The 18,103-nt window shown below is 34.8% G+C and carries 24 protein-coding genes and 1 tRNA gene; 23 read left to right on the top strand and 2 right to left on the bottom strand.

Going from position 1 to position 18,103, the window contains the following annotated elements:
* Nucleotides 1-8: 8 nt before the first annotated feature.
* The 8 genes from B4D49_RS09605 to B4D49_RS05265 all read left to right on the top strand — a co-directional run bounded on the left by B4D49_RS09605 (nt 9) and on the right by B4D49_RS05265 (nt 5,940).
* Nucleotides 9-137, top strand: a complete 129-nt coding sequence (locus tag B4D49_RS09605) for a type II CAAX prenyl endopeptidase Rce1 family protein (RefSeq protein WP_349678998.1) — start codon at nt 9-11, stop codon at nt 135-137.
* A gap of 159 nt (nt 138-296) precedes the next feature.
* Nucleotides 297-548 (top strand): bacteriocin class II family protein, encoded by a 252-nt coding sequence (locus B4D49_RS05295; protein WP_257073174.1) that lies wholly within the window; start codon nt 297-299, stop codon nt 546-548.
* Between the two features lie 18 nt (nt 549-566).
* The gene (locus B4D49_RS05290) at nt 567-764 is read left to right on the top strand and encodes a class IIb bacteriocin, lactobin A/cerein 7B family (RefSeq protein ID WP_009855009.1); all 198 of its coding nucleotides are present in this window, start codon (nt 567-569) and stop codon (nt 762-764) included.
* A gap of 1,057 nt (nt 765-1,821) precedes the next feature.
* A complete protein-coding gene (locus B4D49_RS05285; RefSeq protein WP_286783458.1) occupies nt 1,822-2,835 on the top strand; it encodes a bacteriocin biosynthesis protein in 1,014 nt (337 codons plus the stop codon).
* Between the two features lie 321 nt (nt 2,836-3,156).
* Nucleotides 3,157-3,357, top strand: a complete 201-nt coding sequence (locus B4D49_RS05280) for a bacteriocin (RefSeq protein WP_286783457.1) — start codon at nt 3,157-3,159, stop codon at nt 3,355-3,357.
* A gap of 190 nt (nt 3,358-3,547) precedes the next feature.
* Entirely contained in the window at nt 3,548-3,877 is a 330-nt protein-coding gene (locus B4D49_RS05275) for a LytTR family DNA-binding domain-containing protein (RefSeq protein ID WP_286783456.1), read from the top strand.
* 16 nt (nt 3,878-3,893) lie between these two features.
* The gene (locus tag B4D49_RS05270; protein ID WP_199543405.1) at nt 3,894-4,625 is read left to right on the top strand and encodes a response regulator transcription factor; all 732 of its coding nucleotides are present in this window, start codon (nt 3,894-3,896) and stop codon (nt 4,623-4,625) included.
* Between the two features lie 7 nt (nt 4,626-4,632).
* A complete protein-coding gene (locus B4D49_RS05265; protein WP_199543402.1) occupies nt 4,633-5,940 on the top strand; it encodes a sensor histidine kinase in 1,308 nt (435 codons plus the stop codon).
* Nucleotides 5,941-5,961: 21 nt separating this feature from the next.
* Here the strand turns inward: B4D49_RS05265 and B4D49_RS05260 are convergent, their stop codons facing one another.
* Nucleotides 5,962-6,099, bottom strand: a complete 138-nt coding sequence (locus tag B4D49_RS05260; RefSeq protein ID WP_199543399.1) for a competence protein — start codon at nt 6,097-6,099, stop codon at nt 5,962-5,964.
* A gap of 218 nt (nt 6,100-6,317) precedes the next feature.
* On the opposite strand from B4D49_RS05260, the gene B4D49_RS05255 reads away from it, so the two are divergent.
* The 7 genes from B4D49_RS05255 to B4D49_RS05225 all read left to right on the top strand — a co-directional run bounded on the left by B4D49_RS05255 (nt 6,318) and on the right by B4D49_RS05225 (nt 10,471).
* A complete protein-coding gene (locus B4D49_RS05255; RefSeq protein WP_199543396.1) occupies nt 6,318-6,617 on the top strand; it encodes a DUF3884 family protein in 300 nt (99 codons plus the stop codon).
* A gap of 168 nt (nt 6,618-6,785) precedes the next feature.
* On the top strand, nt 6,786-7,097 hold the full coding sequence (locus B4D49_RS05250) for a bacteriocin immunity protein (protein WP_199543393.1): 312 nt from the start codon (nt 6,786-6,788) through the stop codon (nt 7,095-7,097).
* Nucleotides 7,098-7,367: 270 nt separating this feature from the next.
* Nucleotides 7,368-7,595, top strand: a complete 228-nt coding sequence (locus B4D49_RS05245) for a bacteriocin (RefSeq protein ID WP_132869871.1) — start codon at nt 7,368-7,370, stop codon at nt 7,593-7,595.
* Between the two features lie 46 nt (nt 7,596-7,641).
* The gene (locus B4D49_RS05240) at nt 7,642-7,935 is read left to right on the top strand and encodes a bacteriocin immunity protein (RefSeq protein WP_009854994.1); all 294 of its coding nucleotides are present in this window, start codon (nt 7,642-7,644) and stop codon (nt 7,933-7,935) included.
* Nucleotides 7,936-8,033: 98 nt separating this feature from the next.
* On the top strand, nt 8,034-8,762 hold the full coding sequence (locus B4D49_RS05235) for a LytR/AlgR family response regulator transcription factor (protein WP_286783455.1): 729 nt from the start codon (nt 8,034-8,036) through the stop codon (nt 8,760-8,762).
* Nucleotides 8,763-8,774: 12 nt separating this feature from the next.
* A complete protein-coding gene (locus B4D49_RS05230; protein ID WP_286783454.1) occupies nt 8,775-10,139 on the top strand; it encodes a sensor histidine kinase in 1,365 nt (454 codons plus the stop codon).
* A gap of 131 nt (nt 10,140-10,270) precedes the next feature.
* Complete coding sequence (locus B4D49_RS05225) at nt 10,271-10,471, top strand: hypothetical protein (RefSeq protein WP_061458098.1); 201 nt, start codon at nt 10,271-10,273, stop codon at nt 10,469-10,471.
* Nucleotides 10,472-11,080: 609 nt separating this feature from the next.
* On the opposite strand, the gene B4D49_RS05220 is transcribed toward B4D49_RS05225, so the two are convergent.
* Nucleotides 11,081-11,169 (bottom strand) — tRNA-Ser (locus B4D49_RS05220).
* A 152-nt stretch (nt 11,170-11,321) separates the two neighbouring features.
* Here B4D49_RS05220 and rsgA point away from each other — a divergent pair.
* The 8 genes from rsgA to rpsG all read left to right on the top strand — a co-directional run bounded on the left by rsgA (nt 11,322) and on the right by rpsG (nt 17,843).
* Complete coding sequence (rsgA, locus tag B4D49_RS05215) at nt 11,322-12,194, top strand: ribosome small subunit-dependent GTPase A (protein WP_132869853.1); 873 nt, start codon at nt 11,322-11,324, stop codon at nt 12,192-12,194.
* 6 nt (nt 12,195-12,200) lie between these two features.
* Entirely contained in the window at nt 12,201-12,863 is a 663-nt protein-coding gene (gene rpe / locus B4D49_RS05210; RefSeq protein ID WP_074564456.1) for a ribulose-phosphate 3-epimerase, read from the top strand.
* Nucleotides 12,856-13,488 carry a thiamine diphosphokinase gene (locus B4D49_RS05205; protein ID WP_199543384.1) on the top strand — a complete coding sequence of 211 codons (633 nt, stop codon included), beginning with the start codon at nt 12,856-12,858 and terminating at the stop codon, nt 13,486-13,488. The genes rpe and B4D49_RS05205 overlap by 8 nt, the downstream gene beginning before the upstream one ends.
* 2 nt (nt 13,489-13,490) lie before the next feature.
* On the top strand, nt 13,491-14,765 hold the full coding sequence (rmuC, locus tag B4D49_RS05200) for a DNA recombination protein RmuC (RefSeq protein WP_286783453.1): 1,275 nt from the start codon (nt 13,491-13,493) through the stop codon (nt 14,763-14,765).
* On the top strand, nt 14,755-15,696 hold the full coding sequence (locus B4D49_RS05195) for a 3'-5' exoribonuclease YhaM family protein (protein ID WP_074482593.1): 942 nt from the start codon (nt 14,755-14,757) through the stop codon (nt 15,694-15,696). Before rmuC ends, B4D49_RS05195 begins: the two co-directional genes overlap by 11 nt.
* 151 nt (nt 15,697-15,847) lie before the next feature.
* Nucleotides 15,848-16,663 carry a pur operon repressor gene (purR, locus tag B4D49_RS05190; RefSeq protein ID WP_074482592.1) on the top strand — a complete coding sequence of 272 codons (816 nt, stop codon included), beginning with the start codon at nt 15,848-15,850 and terminating at the stop codon, nt 16,661-16,663.
* A gap of 274 nt (nt 16,664-16,937) precedes the next feature.
* Complete coding sequence (gene rpsL / locus B4D49_RS05185) at nt 16,938-17,351, top strand: 30S ribosomal protein S12 (protein ID WP_009854984.1); 414 nt, start codon at nt 16,938-16,940, stop codon at nt 17,349-17,351.
* Between the two features lie 21 nt (nt 17,352-17,372).
* A complete protein-coding gene (gene rpsG / locus B4D49_RS05180; RefSeq protein ID WP_004233289.1) occupies nt 17,373-17,843 on the top strand; it encodes a 30S ribosomal protein S7 in 471 nt (156 codons plus the stop codon).
* Nucleotides 17,844-18,103 lie beyond the last annotated feature (260 nt).

The raw sequence follows: 18,103 nt of genomic DNA, 5'->3' as shown, positions 1-18,103 counted from the left end.
TTGATTTCATTCAGTATATCCCAGCAGGGCTTTCTTTGGGATTGATTTTTAAATGGACAAAATCCATTTATTATCCGATTTTATTACATTTTTTAGTCAACTATGGTCCTAAAATCATTTTTATATTAATATCATAAAGATAGCAAAATCAGCCATAAATGGTAACTATTTTTTAAAAAATTTACCATTTACGACCTAAAAACGACAAATTACGACTTGGGCGTGCATTCACCTCACAATCTGTTAGACTAAAATCTGTCAGTTGCAACGACAAAATATTATTGGGAGGTATTCAAATGAATACAAAAACTTTTGAACAATTTGATGTAATGACAGATGAAGCACTTTCTACTGTGGAAGGTGGTTACAGCAAGACAGATTGTCTCAATGCAATGATTACAGGTATTGCTGGTGGAATTGTAGCTGGTGGTACTGGAGCAGGTCTAGTAACGTTGGGAGTGGCAGGACTACCTGGTGCATTTGTTGGTGCACATATTGGAGCTATAGGTGGTGGGGCTACTTGTGTAGGTGGTATGTTGTTTAATTAATTTTATAAGGAGAGAGTAATGAGCTTAAATAAGTTTACTAATTTTCAAGAGTTAGATAAAAATCATTTGCAAACAATTAGTGGTGGTAAAGGGAATATGGGTTCTGCTATTGGCGGGTGTATCGGTGGAGTATTATTAGCTGCAGCTACTGGACCAATTACTGGTGGTGGGGCTGCAATGATCTGTGTGGCTTCAGGTATTTCAGCATACTTATAGAATTTATGATTATAAAATATAGTATTATTATTTTTGTTAATTTAGTATGTTATTTATTAATTAACAAGGTATTTAAAGCTTCGAATGACGAGCGAGAGACAACTGGTAAAGTTTTATTGATTTTATCAATTGTTTATATTGTAGTAGATATCCTGTTCAATGCGTCTAAATAGCTATTTAAAAATTTTATAATGTATTACTATTGTGATAGTCACACATTTTCAAGCTGATAGATTCCTATCAGCTTTTGTTTTAATCAAATTTTACCGTTGACGACCTAAAAATGACAAATTACGACTTGGGCAAAAAAAGATGAAATATTCTGATAAAATAAATTTTGTCAATCGCGATGACAAAATATTATTGGGAGGTATTCAAATGAATACAAAAACTTTTGAACAATTTGATGTAATGACAGATGACGGAAGTTTTTGTAGATGAAAAATTGGAGAGCTATTCTAAAAAATATACTGTTTTTGGCAATGGGAGCGAAGGCAGTATTATCGACAGACGGTATGTTAGTAAAAGGAGTTCTCGTTTTCTTCACAATATTTATATTGTATAGTATAAATAAAGCAAATTAATTTCTATGTACTATTCTATTTTTGTTATTTTATTCTGCATTATCTTAGCTATAATTTTTATTGACGGTTTCTTTATTAAGAAAAATAATAAAGCCTCATCTTATATCATTTTTTTGACTTGTTATGTTTTAAGTCAAAAGGAAGCTAACACTAGTTTTCTGACGATAGTCTGTTTGCTTATTTTGCTATTGATATATTATGAAAATAGAGATAAAAAAATAATAACTATTATTGATAATCAGATTCATATTTTTATGGCAATAATATTGCCTGAAAGAATAATTTATAATGTATTACTATTGTGATAGTCACACATTTTCAAGCTGATAGATTCCTATCGGCTTTTGTTTTAATCAAATTTTACCGTTTATGACCTAAAAATGACAAATTACGACTTGGACGTTTATTTCCAAGAGAATTTGTTAAACTGAAATGGTCAATCGCGGTGACAATCTTAATTAAAAGGAGATTTTATGAAAAAGAATATTTTTAAATCAACAATTTTATTATCTGCAACTGTTTTATCAATGGCAACCGTTTCTGTCTTTGCTGATGATGAGCTTGTGCCTACAACTGAAACGACAGAAGTTGTGGATAATGGAGATAATGTTACAGAAAATCTAGCAACAGATATTATTGAGCCATCAAATGATATTTCAGAAAGTCAATCCGAAAAAACTGAGGAGGTATTATCAATTGAAACGGCTGATAATTCATCAGTTATAATGGAATCAACCGAAGCAACGGAAACGATAGCATCAGACACATCAGATGAGCCAGAAGAAGCTGAAGTCACTATTTCCCAATATGAAGAAAATGTCGCAGACTTTAATCACGTTCCAATGACAGATGTTTATGCTATGTTTACAGAGGACGGAAAAGAGCATGTGATTTATGTTGGACGTCCGACTTGTTACTATTGTCGTCAGTTTTCCCCAGCTTTAAAAGAGTTCAACACTTTAATGGATAATCGTCTAGAGTATTACAATACTGACAGTCAGGATTTTGATGAAGAAGCAGCGAACTTTCTTTTTGGAACAGTCGGTATTCCAGGAACGCCTACCATTATCCGTTTGCAAAATGGTCAAATCGTGAGTGCGTGGATTGGTGGTGGTATTTCTGGACAAGAACTTTATGACTATCTCTTTTATGGGAAAATTCCAGCGGCTATGGCAGCAGCAATGGCTGAACAATCAAATGAAGATAATACAGAAACGATAGCATTTGACACTAAAGAAATAAAAACTGATTCTAATATTCAGAATGTGATTTTTTTACCGCAAAATGATGTTAAAACCACTGAAAAAGCCTTAATTGTTCCAGAAAGCCCACAAGTTTTCTCTAAAAATGAAATAAAAACTAATAACAGCAACGCCCTACCTAAATTAGGCATTAAAGCAAACAACTTTTCAGCATACGGACTGTTAATTTCTCTGTTTGGACTGATTTTAATGAAACTTGGCAGAGGAAAAGTAGCAAATGAATGATAAAGTTTGTAAAAATAGTTTATACACAGCTCTCATATTTGACTTTCTTGGAATATGCTTAATGTTGTTTAATTACTTTGTGTACAATAAAGATTTTTGGAATTCAACAACTTACAATTTATTATTTGGCGGGTTGTTTGTGTTGCTTTTATGCAAGAATTATTTCAAAAAAGATAAAAAATAGCTATTCGCGACTAAAAATTGGCATTTTACGACTTTGGCGAAAAAAAACTCAAAAAAGATATATACTTTATGTGTGAACAAGCTAAAGCAATTAGCTAAACTTGTTCAAAATAATATTGCAGCATAAAGGAGACTATTATGGTAACTAAAATCGTTGGTGTTGTGTGCTTATTAATAGCAGTATTTCAATTTTATAACACTGATAAGTTGTTTACTGACACTAAAGCAAATGGCAATGAAAACACATCACAGTTTCTGTTGGCTAGTTTATGGAGCGGCGGTCTATCTGGGATTATTCTTTTTATTGTTGGATTAGGTTTGTTACTCAATGTCTTTTAATCTTTTCTCTAATATGGAAAAACAAAAATTATCCACTAGTTGATAGTGTGCTTAATTTAGTATATCAGAATATCATTTTACTATGTTACAATATAAAGTGACCATTCGTGACCTTATTTTGTCTGTTTATGACTTGGAGATTTTTTTATCAATATTTCCTTTATAATGCTATTGGAGGGAATATTGATTTATGACAAAATATTTTAATTTCACAACCAGCAAAAGAGACTATAAATTGGCTATTGACGATATCCTTTTTATTCAAGTCTCTAAGGAAAAAATTCATATGGTCAAGGTGGTAACCGCTGATGAGGAATATCACATTTATCATCAATTAAAAGATATTGAAAGAGAATATCATCAGTTCTTTAGGTGTCACCGTGATACTTTGGTAAATAGGGATAAAATACGAATAATGGATAGAGAGCAGCGACTTTTATATGTTGGAGATGAAAAGCGACCTGTACATTATGCACGAAGTAAAGGAAGTCAACTAAAAGAAATCATCTCAAATGACTGATTTTTAGAGGAGATTTATGTTAGATATTTATGTACTAGAGGATAATATCATACAGCAATTTCGTATGGAACGCGAGATTGCGACCATTATGGCAAAAAATAATTGGGACTATCAGAGAATAGAGGTGTTTAGTTCCGCAAATGAGATTATAGCTAAGGCAACTGAAAAAGGAGAGCATCAAATTTTCTTTCTGGATTTAGAAATCAGAGACGACGAAAAACAAGGAATTGACGTCGCTAAAGCTATTCGTGAAAAAGATGCAACAGCTATCATTGTTTTTGTAACAACTCATTCAGAATTTATGCTGCTGACCTACCAAGCGTTAGTAGGGGCAATTGATTTTATTGATAAGAACCTAAATGACCAAGCATTTAGTGAACGCATAGAGTTGTGCCTAAAGGAAGCCATGAAACATCAAAATGATAATTTCGGCGAAAATTCTTTTTTATTTGAAACTCCTAAAGCACGTGTGCGCATGCCATATAGTGACATTCTTTATTTCGAAACATCTCCTGCCGTGCACCGCGTGATTTTGCATACGAAAAATGACAGAATGGAATTTTATGCAACGATTGCAGAGATTGCTAAATCAGACAAACGTCTTTTCAAGTGTCACCGTTCTTTTGTCATTAATGTGGATAATGTAGTCAGATTTGATAAAGCGACACGGTGTGTTTACTTTGAAACTGGAGACACTTGCCTAGTTTCGAGGGATAAAATAAAACCTCTATTAAATGAGATGAGGTGAAAAGCTAATGAGCAATTATCTAAGTGAACTAGCTTACTATCCTGTGATTATGTTGATTTACTCTAATGTTAGAGGAGCAAAGCTGAAATTGTGGGAAATAATAACGATAGCTGTTACTTTCTTTGTCATTGATTTCACATGGTTTTACACTATTATCGGTCGTATTTTAATTTTGATGCTTCTATCTTATTTGAGAGATAAAACCTTGCCTTTTTCTCTATACGTATTTTATGGGAGTATTCCATGGGTTATAGAGAGTGCTTTTAAAAGAATTATTAGCTTCTTTATTATTCCATTTTTTAATTTTAGTTATACCGATTTAGATAAAAATAATTTATTATTTGTCATTGTAGAATTTTCAATAGTTCTGATGTATTTTATGATGGTGAAGTTGTTCAAAATTAACTTTCAAACTTTTATTGAACTAAGTGAGATAAAGAATCTACGAAAGAAACTAATATTTACAGATGTAACAATGATGTTTTACTATGTCATGATTGAATTTCTAACAGGTATGGAAGTTTATGGTGGTGTCCCAAACTTGGTTTATCGCCAATGGTTGGTAGTTCTCTATTTCACTTTCTTCATTTTAATGCTGTTTTATATGAATCGCTCTTATCAAAATTGGCTTGAGAAAGAAGTGTCGTTAGCGCGAGAACAAGAACTGCATTCTTTGTCAGTGTATAGTAAACAAATCGAAAGCCTATATGAAGAACTAAGAGCTTTTCGTCATGATTATGCTAATATCTTAGCGAGTTTAAAAGAGGGAATCGACCAAGATGATATGAGCATGGTGAAGAATATTTATAATGCCGTTTTAGAGGATTCTGGAAAGTTTATTCAACATAGTCGCTTCAATATTGGACGATTGACTAATATTGATAATGATGCGATAAAAAGCCTTTTATCAGCTAAATTTTTAGAAGCGGAATCTCATCATATTGAGGTAGAATTAGAAGTTAAAGATAAAATTGGAGCTCCAGATATTCCTTTGTTAGATTATGTGCGGCTCGTCTCCATTTTATGTGACAATGCGATTGAAGCGGCTATTGAAGCTGAAAAGCCTGCCATGATTATTGCTTGTTTCTATCAAGGAGATGACTATTTACTAATTATCGATAACACCACAAAAGAAGAGCGAGTTCCTGTGGAATTGATTTATCAGAAGAATTATTCAAGTAAGGGCTTTGGACGAGGTGTTGGTCTTAAAACGGTTAACCAGATGTTGAAAAAATATCCAAATATGTCGGTACAAACATCAAGTAAAAATTATCATTTCAGACAAACAATACGAATCAAAAAATCATTCGACTGAAATAGTCGAATGATTTTTGGTTTAAGCGTGTTTAGTAGGCTTATGATTTTTCTTCAACCAATCGAAAGGTCCAACAATTAAGAAATCCCTATTCTTTCCACCAATCGTTTTCTCTAATTCAGATTGATTTAATTCTTTAAACATTTTTTCTGTCATCATTTTTATAAACCTCCTTAGTGATTAATTGTAGCAGAAAAGTTCTTAAAAGCTTTTTCTAAGTCATAAAAAGTCATTTTTCGGTCGTAAACGGTAAGTATTAAAAAATTACCATTCGCGACTAAAAAACAACGTTTTGCGACTTGGGTGTTCGTTATGAGTTGAAAAGGAGTATAATGTAGGCGTGTTATAAGAAATATAAGTGAAAGCAGGTGATTGTCATGTCAGTGGCATCAGTAAAACAATTGATTAAAAAGATTGTTTTTCCAACCTATACGCATGAAAAAATCTATGTTATCGACCAGACAAATCTGACAAAAAAGTTGCAGTTTTCGACGATGTTGAAACCTTTGGGGAAATGGTACATCACAACTGGAAATCATTGGCTTTGCCATTCTGAGTTGACTTTGGCTGACTTTCAAAAAAATTTCATTCAACAAGCTCAAGTCTCTGCTGACGAAGCTCAAAAGCTAGAATTTACGACGGATTACTTGCCATTTTCTGAAATATTGGGGTTATAGGGAGTATTTATGATAAAAACATTATTTTCAAAGCATAAAACAGCGGTTTTGGTTATTGGCATCATTTGTTATTAACCGTTTATCCGCAGGTTTAAAAATGATTTACATGTCTGGACGCGACTTTGGTCGTAGTCTTGTCAATGCTTTATTGCCTTAGAAGGAGACATTATGACAAAATTAGTAAAAGAAGAGTTGTTAAATGAGGTTTATGACCTTGTCTTGTCTGTTGACATCAAAGATGAAGAACGTCAAGCACTACTAACTTTCAAAAATGCGGTAGAAGCAGGTCAGGATTTTGATAGAGCTGTGATGTCTTTGGTATCTGATTTACGTCGAATCGGTGTTGCAAATATTGCCAAGAAAACAAAAATGAGCGCATCGGTGAACACTTTTTATCAAAAAATCGCGACATATGGAGAATTTGAAAAAAATCTCGGACGTGGTCTCATAGCTATGGGTGTCGTGGGCGGCGGTTATTGATAACTTTAGTATAAAAAAATAATAGAAAACATCATCACGACACTTGGGAAAGCTTGTCAATACAGCAATTATCAAACGATGATTGAAGCATTTATTTTCAAAATTGTTACTGCTGTGCCAAAAAGGCAGGTAAGTCATAAAACGCCTTAACTGACAATTTTGACCTTTCACGACTATTTTTGGTCATTTCATGACATTAAATGAAATTATCACTCAAAAAGGATTATAGTAATTAGTGGTTATTAAATAACTTTCTAATGTGAGGGAATCGTGGAGAGATGTGAAAAATTTTTCTTGGACAGTTTGCCAAGTGTTCTTGATGATTTAGACTTTCAGGGAGAAAAGATGAAAAAAATAGTTAAAAATCCAATATTAAATAGCTTGATAATAGGAATGGGAGCTGGTGTTGTAGCGGCTTTGCTCGGTACTCGCTTTCTGCCATATTACGTAGTCGCTTTACTCATTGTCACCTTTATTCGTAGAGTTTCTTTTGACTAACTAATATTACCTAACAGCGAGCTAATAAGTATTTGGAGGGAGATTTATGCCGAATTTAAAGTGGTTTTCTGGGGGAAAAGAAAGAAGAGACGAAGCATTAATCATTATTGATGATTTGCTAGCAACTCTTGATAACAATGTGAAAATCAACCCGTTACGACAATTATTGCAATCTTATCATGAAGAATTGAAAAATAGTGGGACGTCAACGCCCTATATTTTAAGTCGTTTAAATGTTGATTTATCAACTGTTTTGGTGGAAAATGCTATTCACCCAACAAGGGAACAATCGGCGAAACTAAAAGAGTTAAGAGCACTTCAAAACATCAGAATACTGTAAATTCTCTATCAATGTGATAGGGAATTTTTGATATGTTACAATAAGAGGGAGATCATTTCATGTTTAGAAAGCAAAGTTACTGTTTAGGAGAGAAGAAAATGATTGATATTTATGTTTTGGAAGATGACGTAAATCAGCAGTTTCGCTTGGAAAAAATGATTGACGAGGTGCTTGTGGACAATCAGTGGCAACATCGTTGTTTTGAATTGTTTGGTGAGCCTAGTCGTCTTATCACTCTTATTGATGAAACGGCTCCTCAAATCTTTTTCTTGGATTTGGATATCAATGGCGATAAAACGAAAGGAATTGAAGTTGCCAAGGCGATTAGAGACGTTTCGAAAACAGCAACACTTGTCTTTGTTACAACGCATTCTGAATTTATGCTCCTGACCTATCGTGCGCAAGTCAGTGCCCTTGATTTTATTGATAAAACTGACAGTGACTTGGCAATCAAGGAAAATTTGCAGGCTTGTTTAAAGAAAGTCGTTGAAGGACAAGTGCCTCGCCTAAGCTTGGATACCTTTATTTTTGAAAACAATAAAACCAAAATCAGAATACCGTTTGAAGATATTCTTTATTTTGAAACGGCGGAAGCGCACCGTTTGATGTTGGTGACACGGACAGGACAGCGTAATTTTTACGGGACAATTAGAGAAGTTAAAAAGGCAAATCATAAGCTATTTCAATGCCATAAATCCTATCTGATTAATCCTGATAATGTTGTCAGTTTGGATAAAAAAGAAGGGCTTGTTTATTTCGTAGGTGGAAAATCTTGCTACGTTTCCAAAAAACACATGAAAGAATTAAAAACTAAACTAGAAAGTTAGAGTGGAGAAGTTTTGGATTTAAGGAGTTTAATTGCGTTTTTAGAAACCTTTGTCACGTTTTTGGGGTATGCTATCCTATTTAAGAGCATTACCAAGTACCGACTTGCCGTTTGGGAATGGCTAGTATCTGTTTTAGTGTTGCCAATTCTTGCATCAGGCTTTGCGGTTGTCATGCTTTTGTGCTTTGCGGATATGGACGGTTTCAAAACTGTCATGATTAAAAATATTGTGGTGTTGTTGTGGTTTACCACCTTATCTTACCGTCATGATAGGTCCTTGCTACCAAGGTATCATATTTTTTATGGGCTTTTTCCAGTTGCGGTAGAGGATATTTTGCTTAGGACGGTGTCTTATTCATTAGCGGCGCTATTTTCCACAAGAATCAATGCTATCGGACAGTCATGGATTGCTCATGTTGACATCTGGACACCCGTTCCAATCTATTTTATGGCTTCAAAATTACTGGAAATTGATATTTCAAATGTCAAAAAGACCTTGCAAAATTACCTTAGCTCGACAAGTCTTATCTTGATTAATCTGCTAATGGCTTTCTATTTTTTTGGAATAGATTATGTCGCTTTGAAAAGTCCATTTGGTAGCGTAGGTAGTGAATCGTTTAGAGAAAGAGTTACTTTTGTTTACATTATTCTTCTTTTTCTATTTTTGTTCTATCTGAATTACAAATACGTCTGTGAACAAGAGATAGAATTACAAAGGCAGCAGGAGCTAGAATTAATTTCGCTGGAAAATTACAGCAAACATGTGGAAAGTTTGTACCAAGAGGTTAGAAGTTTCAGACATGATTATGCCAATATTTTGTTGAGTATAGGAGAAAGTATCGAGCGAAATGACTTGGAAACTATCAAAAAAATCTACAATGACATTGCCAACGATTCTGAGAAGCTCGTCAAAAATAGCAAATTCGATTTGACACGCTTGTCTCATATTTCAAATAGTGCCATCAAAAGTTTGATGTCTGCTAAATTTCTAGAGGCTGAAAATCTTGGAATCACCATTACTTTGGAAGTTCCTGAAGTCGTGGAGTGTCCCAAAATTCCACTTATTACCTACATTCGTATCCTTGCTATCTTGTTTGATAATGCGATTGAAGCCGCAGTGTTGTCAGATGTTCCTAAAATATCCGTAGCGAATTTTTATCAAGATGATAACTTTGTTTTTATGATTGAAAATTCAATCAAAGAAGATAGTATTCCGATTGATAACATTTATCAAAAAGGCTATTCAAGCAAAGGAGACAATCGTGGTATTGGCTTAGCAACAGTTAGTGAATTTCAGCAAGAATATGACAATCTCTCCATTGAAACAAGCAGCTCAAATCACCTCTTTAGACAAATTTTGAGAATCTATGAATCCTAGCAATATGGTGCATTAGAAATGTTACGTTTTTTCTGATAAATTTAACAAAAAACTTGCATTATTTCAATAAAGGTATATGCTTTGTTCGAATGCACAATTAACAAAACTTCAAATGAAAAGAGGTAAATTCTATGTTAGAAGTTTTAGCTGGTATTGCTTGTTTATTGTTAGCTGTTTATCAATTATTTACAGCTTACAAATTGTTTGACAACACAAAAAAACATGGTAACAAAAATACGTCACCATTTCTTTTGAATAGTTTGTGGAGTGGAGCTCTTATAGGTATTATCCTACTATCAGTAGGTACTGGTCTTATTGTTAATATTTTTTAAAAAATTGTGTTATTCAATGCCCAATAGGGCATTTTTTTAAAACCTTTTACGAATAATATAGATAGAGAGGTAGCTAACAGCTTTTCAATCAAATTCTTCCATTACATTTAACAACGTACTCTTTGAAATTAGAAAGGGAGTGAGATAAATAAAGTCTCCAATGGAGACTTTATTTATGAGTCTAGAAATTAAAAAGAGAATCAGTAGTTTCGTAGAAATTCGATTTCTCAGCAAGTCTTAATTGCTTGTTGCTGATCTAAAACGGTCTATCCCTAGACCGTTTTTGACACTTACTTTGTAAGTTTTATTTCCCGATTATAAAGGTTCCCCGAACCTTTATAACTCACCCCATGGCTCGAAAGATTTGGGGGAATCTTTCGAGGTTGGAAATCTAGCTTGCAAAGCAAGCGTCAAAAAGCGCCTAATCAATTGTGCATGGGAAACTCTAAGTTGACTAAAGTTGGTAATCGCTGTTTTAATATTTTTTGACAGTGACCTTCAACAATCTATCCCCAGATTGTTGAAGTCCAAGCTACTGCGTCTTGTAAATAATAACTATGTAAACAAAGAAGCTGAGCACCTTTTGTCCCAGCTTCTTTATTTGTTATAGGGAAAGGACGGGATTTGAACCCGCGTGTGAAAGGATTCCACTTGCCAGATTTCGAGTCTGGTGCCGTACCAAGCTGGGCCACCTTTCCAAAGTTTGAATGTCTGTTCGCTTTAAAAAGACAATGTCATTATACGCCTTTGGGCTCAAAAAGACAATCAAGTGAAATCTTTTGGCTTGATTACTGAATAAACGCCCATTTTTTGCTATAATGGGACTATCAATCAAAAAAAGGAAATACATTTGCAAGGTAGAATTATCAAGTCTCTAGCAGGTTTTTATTATGTTGAATCTGACGGAGTGATTTATCAAACACGTGCGCGTGGAAATTTTAGAAAAAAAGGTCAAACACCTTATGTTGGTGATTTTGTTGAATTTTCAGCAGAAGATCATTCAGAAGGTTATATTTTAGCAATTCACGACAGGAAAAACAGTCTTGTCCGTCCTCCGATTGTCAATATTGATCAAGCAGTGGTCATTATGTCAGCAAAAGAGCCGGATTTTAATGCTAATTTGTTGGATCGTTTCTTGGTTTTATTGGAACATAAAGCTATTGAGCCGATTGTTTATATTTCAAAAATGGATTTATTGGTAAATCCTGATGAAATAACAGCTATTCAGAAACAGTATCAAGAAATTGGTTACCAATTTTGCACTACTTTAGAAGAATTGCTTCCGCTCTTGACTGATAAAGTGACTGTTTTTATGGGACAAACTGGTGTTGGAAAATCAACATTGCTCAATAAGATTGCCCCTGAATTAAAATTAGAAACAGGCGAAATCTCAGATAGTCTTGGACGTGGTCGACACACGACACGAGCTGTTAGTTTTTATAATGTCAATGGTGGAAAAATTGCTGATACGCCAGGTTTTTCATCACTGGATTACGAAATTACTAATGCAGAAGATCTTAATAACGCTTTTCCAGAGCTACGTCGTTTAAGCCATTTCTGCAAATTCCGTTCATGTACGCATACTCATGAACCATCGTGTGCGGTCAAAGACGCCGTTGAGGCTGGAGAACTTTGGCAATCACGTTATGATAATTATCTTCAATTTCTCAGTGAAATTGAAAATCGTCGTGAAACATATAAGAAAGTTGTAAAAAGAAAGTAGGTACTTATGTCAAACAATAAAATCGCTCCATCAATTTTAGCAGCTGATTATGCTAACTTTGCTTCAGAATTAAAACGTATCGAAGAAACAAGTGCTGAATACGTACATATTGATATTATGGATGGCCAATTTGTACCTAACATCACTTTTGGTGCGGATGTTGTGGCTAGCATGCGTAAACATAGCAAACTTGTCTTTGATTGCCATTTGATGGTTGTCAATCCAGAACGTTTTGTTGACGCATTTGCTCAAGCTGGTGCTGACATTATGACAATTCACGCAGAATCAACTCTTCACATTCATGGAGCATTGCAAAAAATAAAAAAAGCTGGGATGAAAGCTGGTGTTGTTATTAACCCAGGAACACCTGTTTCAGCTATTGAACCTGTTTTGAGCTTGGTTGATCAAGTGCTTATCATGACAGTTAATCCAGGATTTGGTGGACAAGCCTTTATTCCTGAAATGCTCGAAAAAGTAAGTAAAGTTGCTAAGCTTCGTGATGAAAAAGGATATGATTTTGATATCGAAGTTGATGGTGGTGTAGATAACAAGACAATCAAAGCCTGCTATCAAGCTGGAGCAAACGTCTTTGTCGCTGGTTCATATCTCTTCAAAGCAAGTGATTTAGCAGCACAAGTAGAAACATTACGTGTGGCGTTAGATGACTAAAGTAGCTGTATTTGCTGGTGGTCAATTATTAGATTTTTCCACTGGATTTGATGTTTTTGTTGGCGTAGATCGAGGAAGTTTGTTTTTATTAGAAAATCACCTTCCGTTGGACTTTGCGGTCGGTGATTTTGATTCGGTTAGCAAAGATGAATTACAACGAATTAAGACTAAGGCAGAAATTTTTATTCAAGCTAGTCCTGAGAAGGATGACACCGATACAGAATTAGCTCTAAAAAAGGTTTTCGAGCAGTACCCAGAAGCACAAGTAACGATTTTTGGTGCCTTTGGTGGTCGTATTGATCACATGATGTCAAATCTATTTTTGCCTGGTGATCCTGATTTGGCGCCCTTCATGCGACAGATAACTTTGCGAGATAAGCAAAATTGTATTCAGTTTTATCCAGCAGGGTCATGTCGAATTTTGCCAGAAGATGGAATGACTTACGTTTCTTTCATGGCTGATGGTGATGCGAATTTGACCATAGACGGGGCTAAATATAATTTGGATGCTAGTAATTTTTTCAAGAAAAAAATCTATTCTAGTAATGAATTTTTAGATCAGCAGCCTATTACAGTTACTCTAGAGTCAGGTTATCTTATCGTTATTCAAAGTAAGGATAGGTAAAAATGTTAGTAATAACTTTATTGTTGGGAGTCATTAGTGTTACTTTGTTGGTTTACTTGCTATCCAAAATTACAAAGCTAACTGATGATTTATCACAAAAAATGGACGATAATGCAGATAATTTATCAGATCAGGTATCTTATCAACTTGATTTAGCTCAGAAGGATCAAGTGCTAGCGCTAAATAATCAGCTGAATCGTCTACAAAATGATTTATATACACAATTAAATGATATTCGTGATGTTCTTCATAAAAGTTTAAGTGATAATCGTGATCGTTCTGATCAACGTTTAGAGATTATCAATCGCAATTTGACAAATTCTGTTAAAGAAATGCAAGCGTCTAATGAAAAACGCTTAGAAGAAATGCGTCAGACAGTTGAAGAAAAACTAGAACAAACGTTGCAGAATCGCTTGAAAGCTTCATTTGAGACGGTATCGAAACAATTAGAATCAGTTAATCAAGGCTTGGGGGAAATGAAAACAGTCGCTCAGGATGTTGGAACTCTAAACAAGGTGCTCTCTAATACTAAAACACGTGGTATTCTTGGTGAGTTGCAATTAGGGCAAATCATTGAAGACATTATGACACCAAGCCAGTATGAACGAGAAGTTCCAACGGTTTCTGGTTCAAGCGAACGTGTTGAATATGCCATTAAACTTCCAGGAGTTGAAGACGATGGTTATGTTTATTTACCAATCGACTCAAAATTCCCTTTGGAAGCTTATTATCGCTTAGAAGACGCCTATGAAAATGGCGATAAAGAACAAGTTGAACTTTATCGTAAATCACTTTTAAATAGCATTAAACGCTTTGCTAAAGATATTAATAAAAAATATTTAAATCCGCCTGAAACAACTAATTTCGGTATTATGTTTTTGCCGACTGAAGGCTTGTATTCAGAAGTGGTTCGCAATGCAAGCTTCTTTGATAGCTTGCGACGTGATGAAAATATTGTTGTGGCTGGTCCGTCAACATTATCTGCCTTATTAAATTCGCTTGCTGTCGGCTTCAAAACTCTTAATATTCAGAAAAATGCGAACGATATAAGCAAAATTTTAGGAAATGTTAAGGTGGAATTTGAGAAATTTGGTAATATGCTTGTTAAAGCTCAAAAACAAATTAACACTGCAAATAACACTTTAGACAGTTTAATTTCTACTCGAACAAATGCCATTATTCGTGCTTTGAATACAGTAGAGTCCTACCAAGATCAAGCAACGACAAGCTTGCTTAACCTCCCGCCATTAGAAGAAGAGGACAATCATGAAAATTAGTCAAATGAAAAAAGATGAACTCTTTGAAGGGTTCTATTTGATAAAAACTGCAGAACTTCGCAAAACAAGGGCTGGTAAAGATTACATTGCCTTTACTTTCCAGGATGACAGTGGTGAGATATCTGGTAATCTTTGGGATGCACAACCTTATAATGTTGAAGAGTTCACTGCAGGTAAAGTTATTTATATGAAAGGGCGCCGTGAGGTTTATAACGGAACACCTCAAGTCAATCAAATTACGCTTCGTAACACTCGTGAAGGTGAACCAAACGACCCACGTGATTTTAAAGAAAAATCACCTGTTGATGTTCTTGATGTCAAAGATTACCTTGAGCAAATGATGTTCAAGATTGAAAATGCTGTTTGGCAACGTGTTGTTCGAGCACTTTATCGTAAATATGATAAAGAATTCTTCACTTATCCGGCTGCTAAAACAAATCACCATGCTTTTGAATCAGGACTTGCCTACCATACAGCTACTATGGTACGTTTAGCAGATGCGATTGGCGATGTTTACCCTCAACTCAATAAGAGTTTACTTTACGCTGGTATCATGTTACATGATTTAGCTAAAGTTATTGAATTAACAGGACCTGACAACACTGAGTATACGGTTCGTGGTAATTTAATTGGCCATATTGCCTTGATTGATGAGGAAATTACTAAGGTTCTCACAGAGTTAAATATCGATGATACTAAAGAAGATGTTATTATTCTTCGTCACGTTGTCTTAAGTCACCATGGGTTGCTTGAATACGGAAGCCCAGTTCGTCCTCGTGTTATGGAAGCAGAAATTATTCATATGATTGATAATATTGATGCGGAAATGATGATGATGACAACAGCTTTGAGTCGAATTGATGAAGGTGAAATGACAAATCGTATCTTTGCTATGGATAATCGTTCTTTCTACAAACCAAAATTAAAATAGTTAAATGACTGTATATTTTAATAATTACCACTTTGGAATGCCTTTACATTAAGAAAAAACATAAAAATACACATTTTTTTATTAAAACGTTCGTTTTTTTTGCTTTCTTATGATATAATGACAAAAACAGATATTAAAAGATGGAGAAATTATGAAATTACGACGTAGTGAACGCATGGTTGTCATCTCCAACTATTTGATTAACAACCCCTATAAGTTAACAAGTTTAAATACTTTTGCTGAAAAATATGAAGCAGCAAAATCTTCTATCTCTGAAGATATCGCCATCATTAAAAAAGCTTTTGAAGAATCTGGAATTGGCGAAATTGAAACTGTTACAGGGGCAAGTGGAGGTGTCATTTTTACACCAGGAATCTCTGAAGAAGAAGCAAGATCGGTTATTGAAGATTTACGTGATAGTATGTCAGAAAGTAATCGTATCCTTCCAGGTGGTTACATTTATTTATCAGATTTGCTAAGTACCCCACGCATTTTACAAAGTGTTGGGCGTATTATTGCTAATGCCTTTAAAGGAAACAAAATTGATGCTGTTATGACAGTTGCTACAAAAGGTGTGCCGTTGGCAAATGCTGTGGCTAACATTTTAAATGTTCCTTTTGTTATTGTTCGTCGAGACCTTAAGATTACTGAAGGATCTACCGTTTCTGTCAATTATGCAAGTGGTTCAAGTGACCGTATTGAAAAAATGTTCTTATCAAAACGTAGCTTGAAACCAAATAGCCGAGTATTGATTGTTGATGACTTCCTTAAAGGTGGTGGTACAATTTCTGGTATGGTTAGTCTTTTAACAGAGTTTGATAGTACTCTTGTTGGGGTTGCAGTCTTTGCTGAAAATGCACAAGAAAAACGTGACCGCATGAACTATAAATCATTGCTAAAAGTTTCAGAAATCGATGTTAAGAATAACCACGTTAAAGTTGAACTTGGTAACATTTTTGACAAATAAAACAGAGAGGCGTGAGCCTCTTTTTTGGTATTTGAATTAAAATTTGAGAATGAAATTTATTAGCTAAGAAGTTTTAGGAAAATCAAGAAATTAAAGCTAAATTAATTGACATGTAGACGTCAATGTGGTATTATTATGAACGGTACTTTTTACTTTTGGTCTCTCCAGAGTGTACAGAGACGTGCTGACAAATGTTGCAAAGTACACATTTTAGATAAGGACTGTCACCAAGCGCCTTATCAACCAAAATAAAAATCTTACAGGAGAAAAGTAGATGCCTACAATCAACCAGTTGGTACGTAAACCACGTAAATCTAAAGTTGAAAAATCTAAATCACCAGCTCTTAACGTTGGTTACAACAGCCACAAAAAAGTTCAAACTAACGTATCTTCACCACAAAAACGTGGTGTTGCAACACGTGTTGGAACAATGACACCTAAAAAACCTAACTCAGCCCTTCGTAAATTCGCTCGTGTACGTTTGAGCAACCTTATCGAAGTTACTGCATACATCCCAGGTATCGGACACAACCTTCAAGAACACAGTGTTGTTCTTATCCGTGGTGGACGTGTAAAAGACCTTCCAGGGGTACGTTACCACATCGTTCGTGGTGCACTTGATACTGCAGGTGTTGCTGACCGTAAACAAGGCCGTTCTAAATACGGTGCTAAACGTCCTAAAGGATAATAAGAAGGGAGATAAGAAAGAATGAGTCGTAAAAATAGAGCGCCAAAACGCGAAGTATTGCCAGATCCATTATACAATTCACAACTTGTAACACGTCTTATCAACCGTGTTATGCTTGATGGTAAACGTGGTACAGCTGCATCAATCGTTTATGATGCATTTGAACAAATTAAAGAAGCTACTGGAAACGATGCACTTGAAGTATTCGAAACAGCTATGGAAAACATCATGCCTGTTCTTGAAGTACGTGCTCGTCGTGTCGGTGGTTCTAACTACCAAGTCCCAGTTGAAGTTCGTCCAGAACGTCGTACAACTCTTGGACTTCGTTGGTTGGTAAACGCATCACGTGATCGTGGTGAACACACTATGAAAGATCGTCTTGCAAAAGAAATTCTTGATGCTGCTAACAACACAGGTGCTTCAGTTAAAAAACGTGAAGATACACACCGTATGGCAGAAGCAAACCGTGCATTCGCACACTTCCGCTGGTAATCAGCAAGATAAAGGTACGAAGCTTCGAATACTTTTAACATGTTTTACTACTGGTATTCGAGCAATGCTTAATCAGAAATTCTGGTCTAAGTCGTATCATATTTAATAAAACATCTTTAGAACGGGTAGGTCCTGCCTATCCGTTCTAAAAGTATGTTATAATAAAGTAGTAAACTAAATTTATAATAGGAGAAAAAAATGGCTCGCGAATTTTCACTTGAAAAAACTCGTAACATCGGTATCATGGCTCACATTGATGC

Source organism: Streptococcus sp. UBA4344 (assembly GCF_002393675.1).
Lineage (GTDB): Bacteria > Bacillota > Bacilli > Lactobacillales > Streptococcaceae > Streptococcus > Streptococcus vicugnae.
Note: the sequence above shows the minus strand (reverse complement) of the source record. Positions and strands in the feature narration are given on the sequence as shown.

Bases quoted from the DNA above. Each gene is read 5' to 3' on its own strand.
- B4D49_RS05295 (WP_257073174.1), top strand. From the start codon at position 297: ATGAATACAAAAACTTTTGAACAATTTGATGTAATGACAGATGAAGCA.
- B4D49_RS05290 (WP_009855009.1), top strand. From the start codon at position 567: ATGAGCTTAAATAAGTTTACTAATTTTCAAGAGTTAGATAAAAATCAT.
- B4D49_RS05285 (WP_286783458.1), top strand. From the start codon at position 1,822: ATGAAAAAGAATATTTTTAAATCAACAATTTTATTATCTGCAACTGTT.
- B4D49_RS05280 (WP_286783457.1), top strand. From the start codon at position 3,157: ATGGTAACTAAAATCGTTGGTGTTGTGTGCTTATTAATAGCAGTATTT.
- B4D49_RS05275 (WP_286783456.1), top strand. From the start codon at position 3,548: ATGACAAAATATTTTAATTTCACAACCAGCAAAAGAGACTATAAATTG.
- B4D49_RS05270 (WP_199543405.1), top strand. From the start codon at position 3,894: ATGTTAGATATTTATGTACTAGAGGATAATATCATACAGCAATTTCGT.
- B4D49_RS05265 (WP_199543402.1), top strand. From the start codon at position 4,633: ATGAGCAATTATCTAAGTGAACTAGCTTACTATCCTGTGATTATGTTG.
- B4D49_RS05260 (WP_199543399.1), bottom strand. From the start codon at position 6,099: ATGATGACAGAAAAAATGTTTAAAGAATTAAATCAATCTGAATTAGAG.
- B4D49_RS05255 (WP_199543396.1), top strand. From the start codon at position 6,318: ATGTCAGTGGCATCAGTAAAACAATTGATTAAAAAGATTGTTTTTCCA.
- B4D49_RS05250 (WP_199543393.1), top strand. From the start codon at position 6,786: ATGACAAAATTAGTAAAAGAAGAGTTGTTAAATGAGGTTTATGACCTT.
- B4D49_RS05240 (WP_009854994.1), top strand. From the start codon at position 7,642: ATGCCGAATTTAAAGTGGTTTTCTGGGGGAAAAGAAAGAAGAGACGAA.
- B4D49_RS05235 (WP_286783455.1), top strand. From the start codon at position 8,034: ATGATTGATATTTATGTTTTGGAAGATGACGTAAATCAGCAGTTTCGC.
- B4D49_RS05225 (WP_061458098.1), top strand. From the start codon at position 10,271: ATGTTAGAAGTTTTAGCTGGTATTGCTTGTTTATTGTTAGCTGTTTAT.
- rpe (WP_074564456.1), top strand. From the start codon at position 12,201: ATGTCAAACAATAAAATCGCTCCATCAATTTTAGCAGCTGATTATGCT.
- B4D49_RS05205 (WP_199543384.1), top strand. From the start codon at position 12,856: ATGACTAAAGTAGCTGTATTTGCTGGTGGTCAATTATTAGATTTTTCC.
- rmuC (WP_286783453.1), top strand. From the start codon at position 13,491: ATGTTAGTAATAACTTTATTGTTGGGAGTCATTAGTGTTACTTTGTTG.
- B4D49_RS05195 (WP_074482593.1), top strand. From the start codon at position 14,755: ATGAAAATTAGTCAAATGAAAAAAGATGAACTCTTTGAAGGGTTCTAT.
- purR (WP_074482592.1), top strand. From the start codon at position 15,848: ATGAAATTACGACGTAGTGAACGCATGGTTGTCATCTCCAACTATTTG.
- rpsL (WP_009854984.1), top strand. From the start codon at position 16,938: ATGCCTACAATCAACCAGTTGGTACGTAAACCACGTAAATCTAAAGTT.
- rpsG (WP_004233289.1), top strand. From the start codon at position 17,373: ATGAGTCGTAAAAATAGAGCGCCAAAACGCGAAGTATTGCCAGATCCA.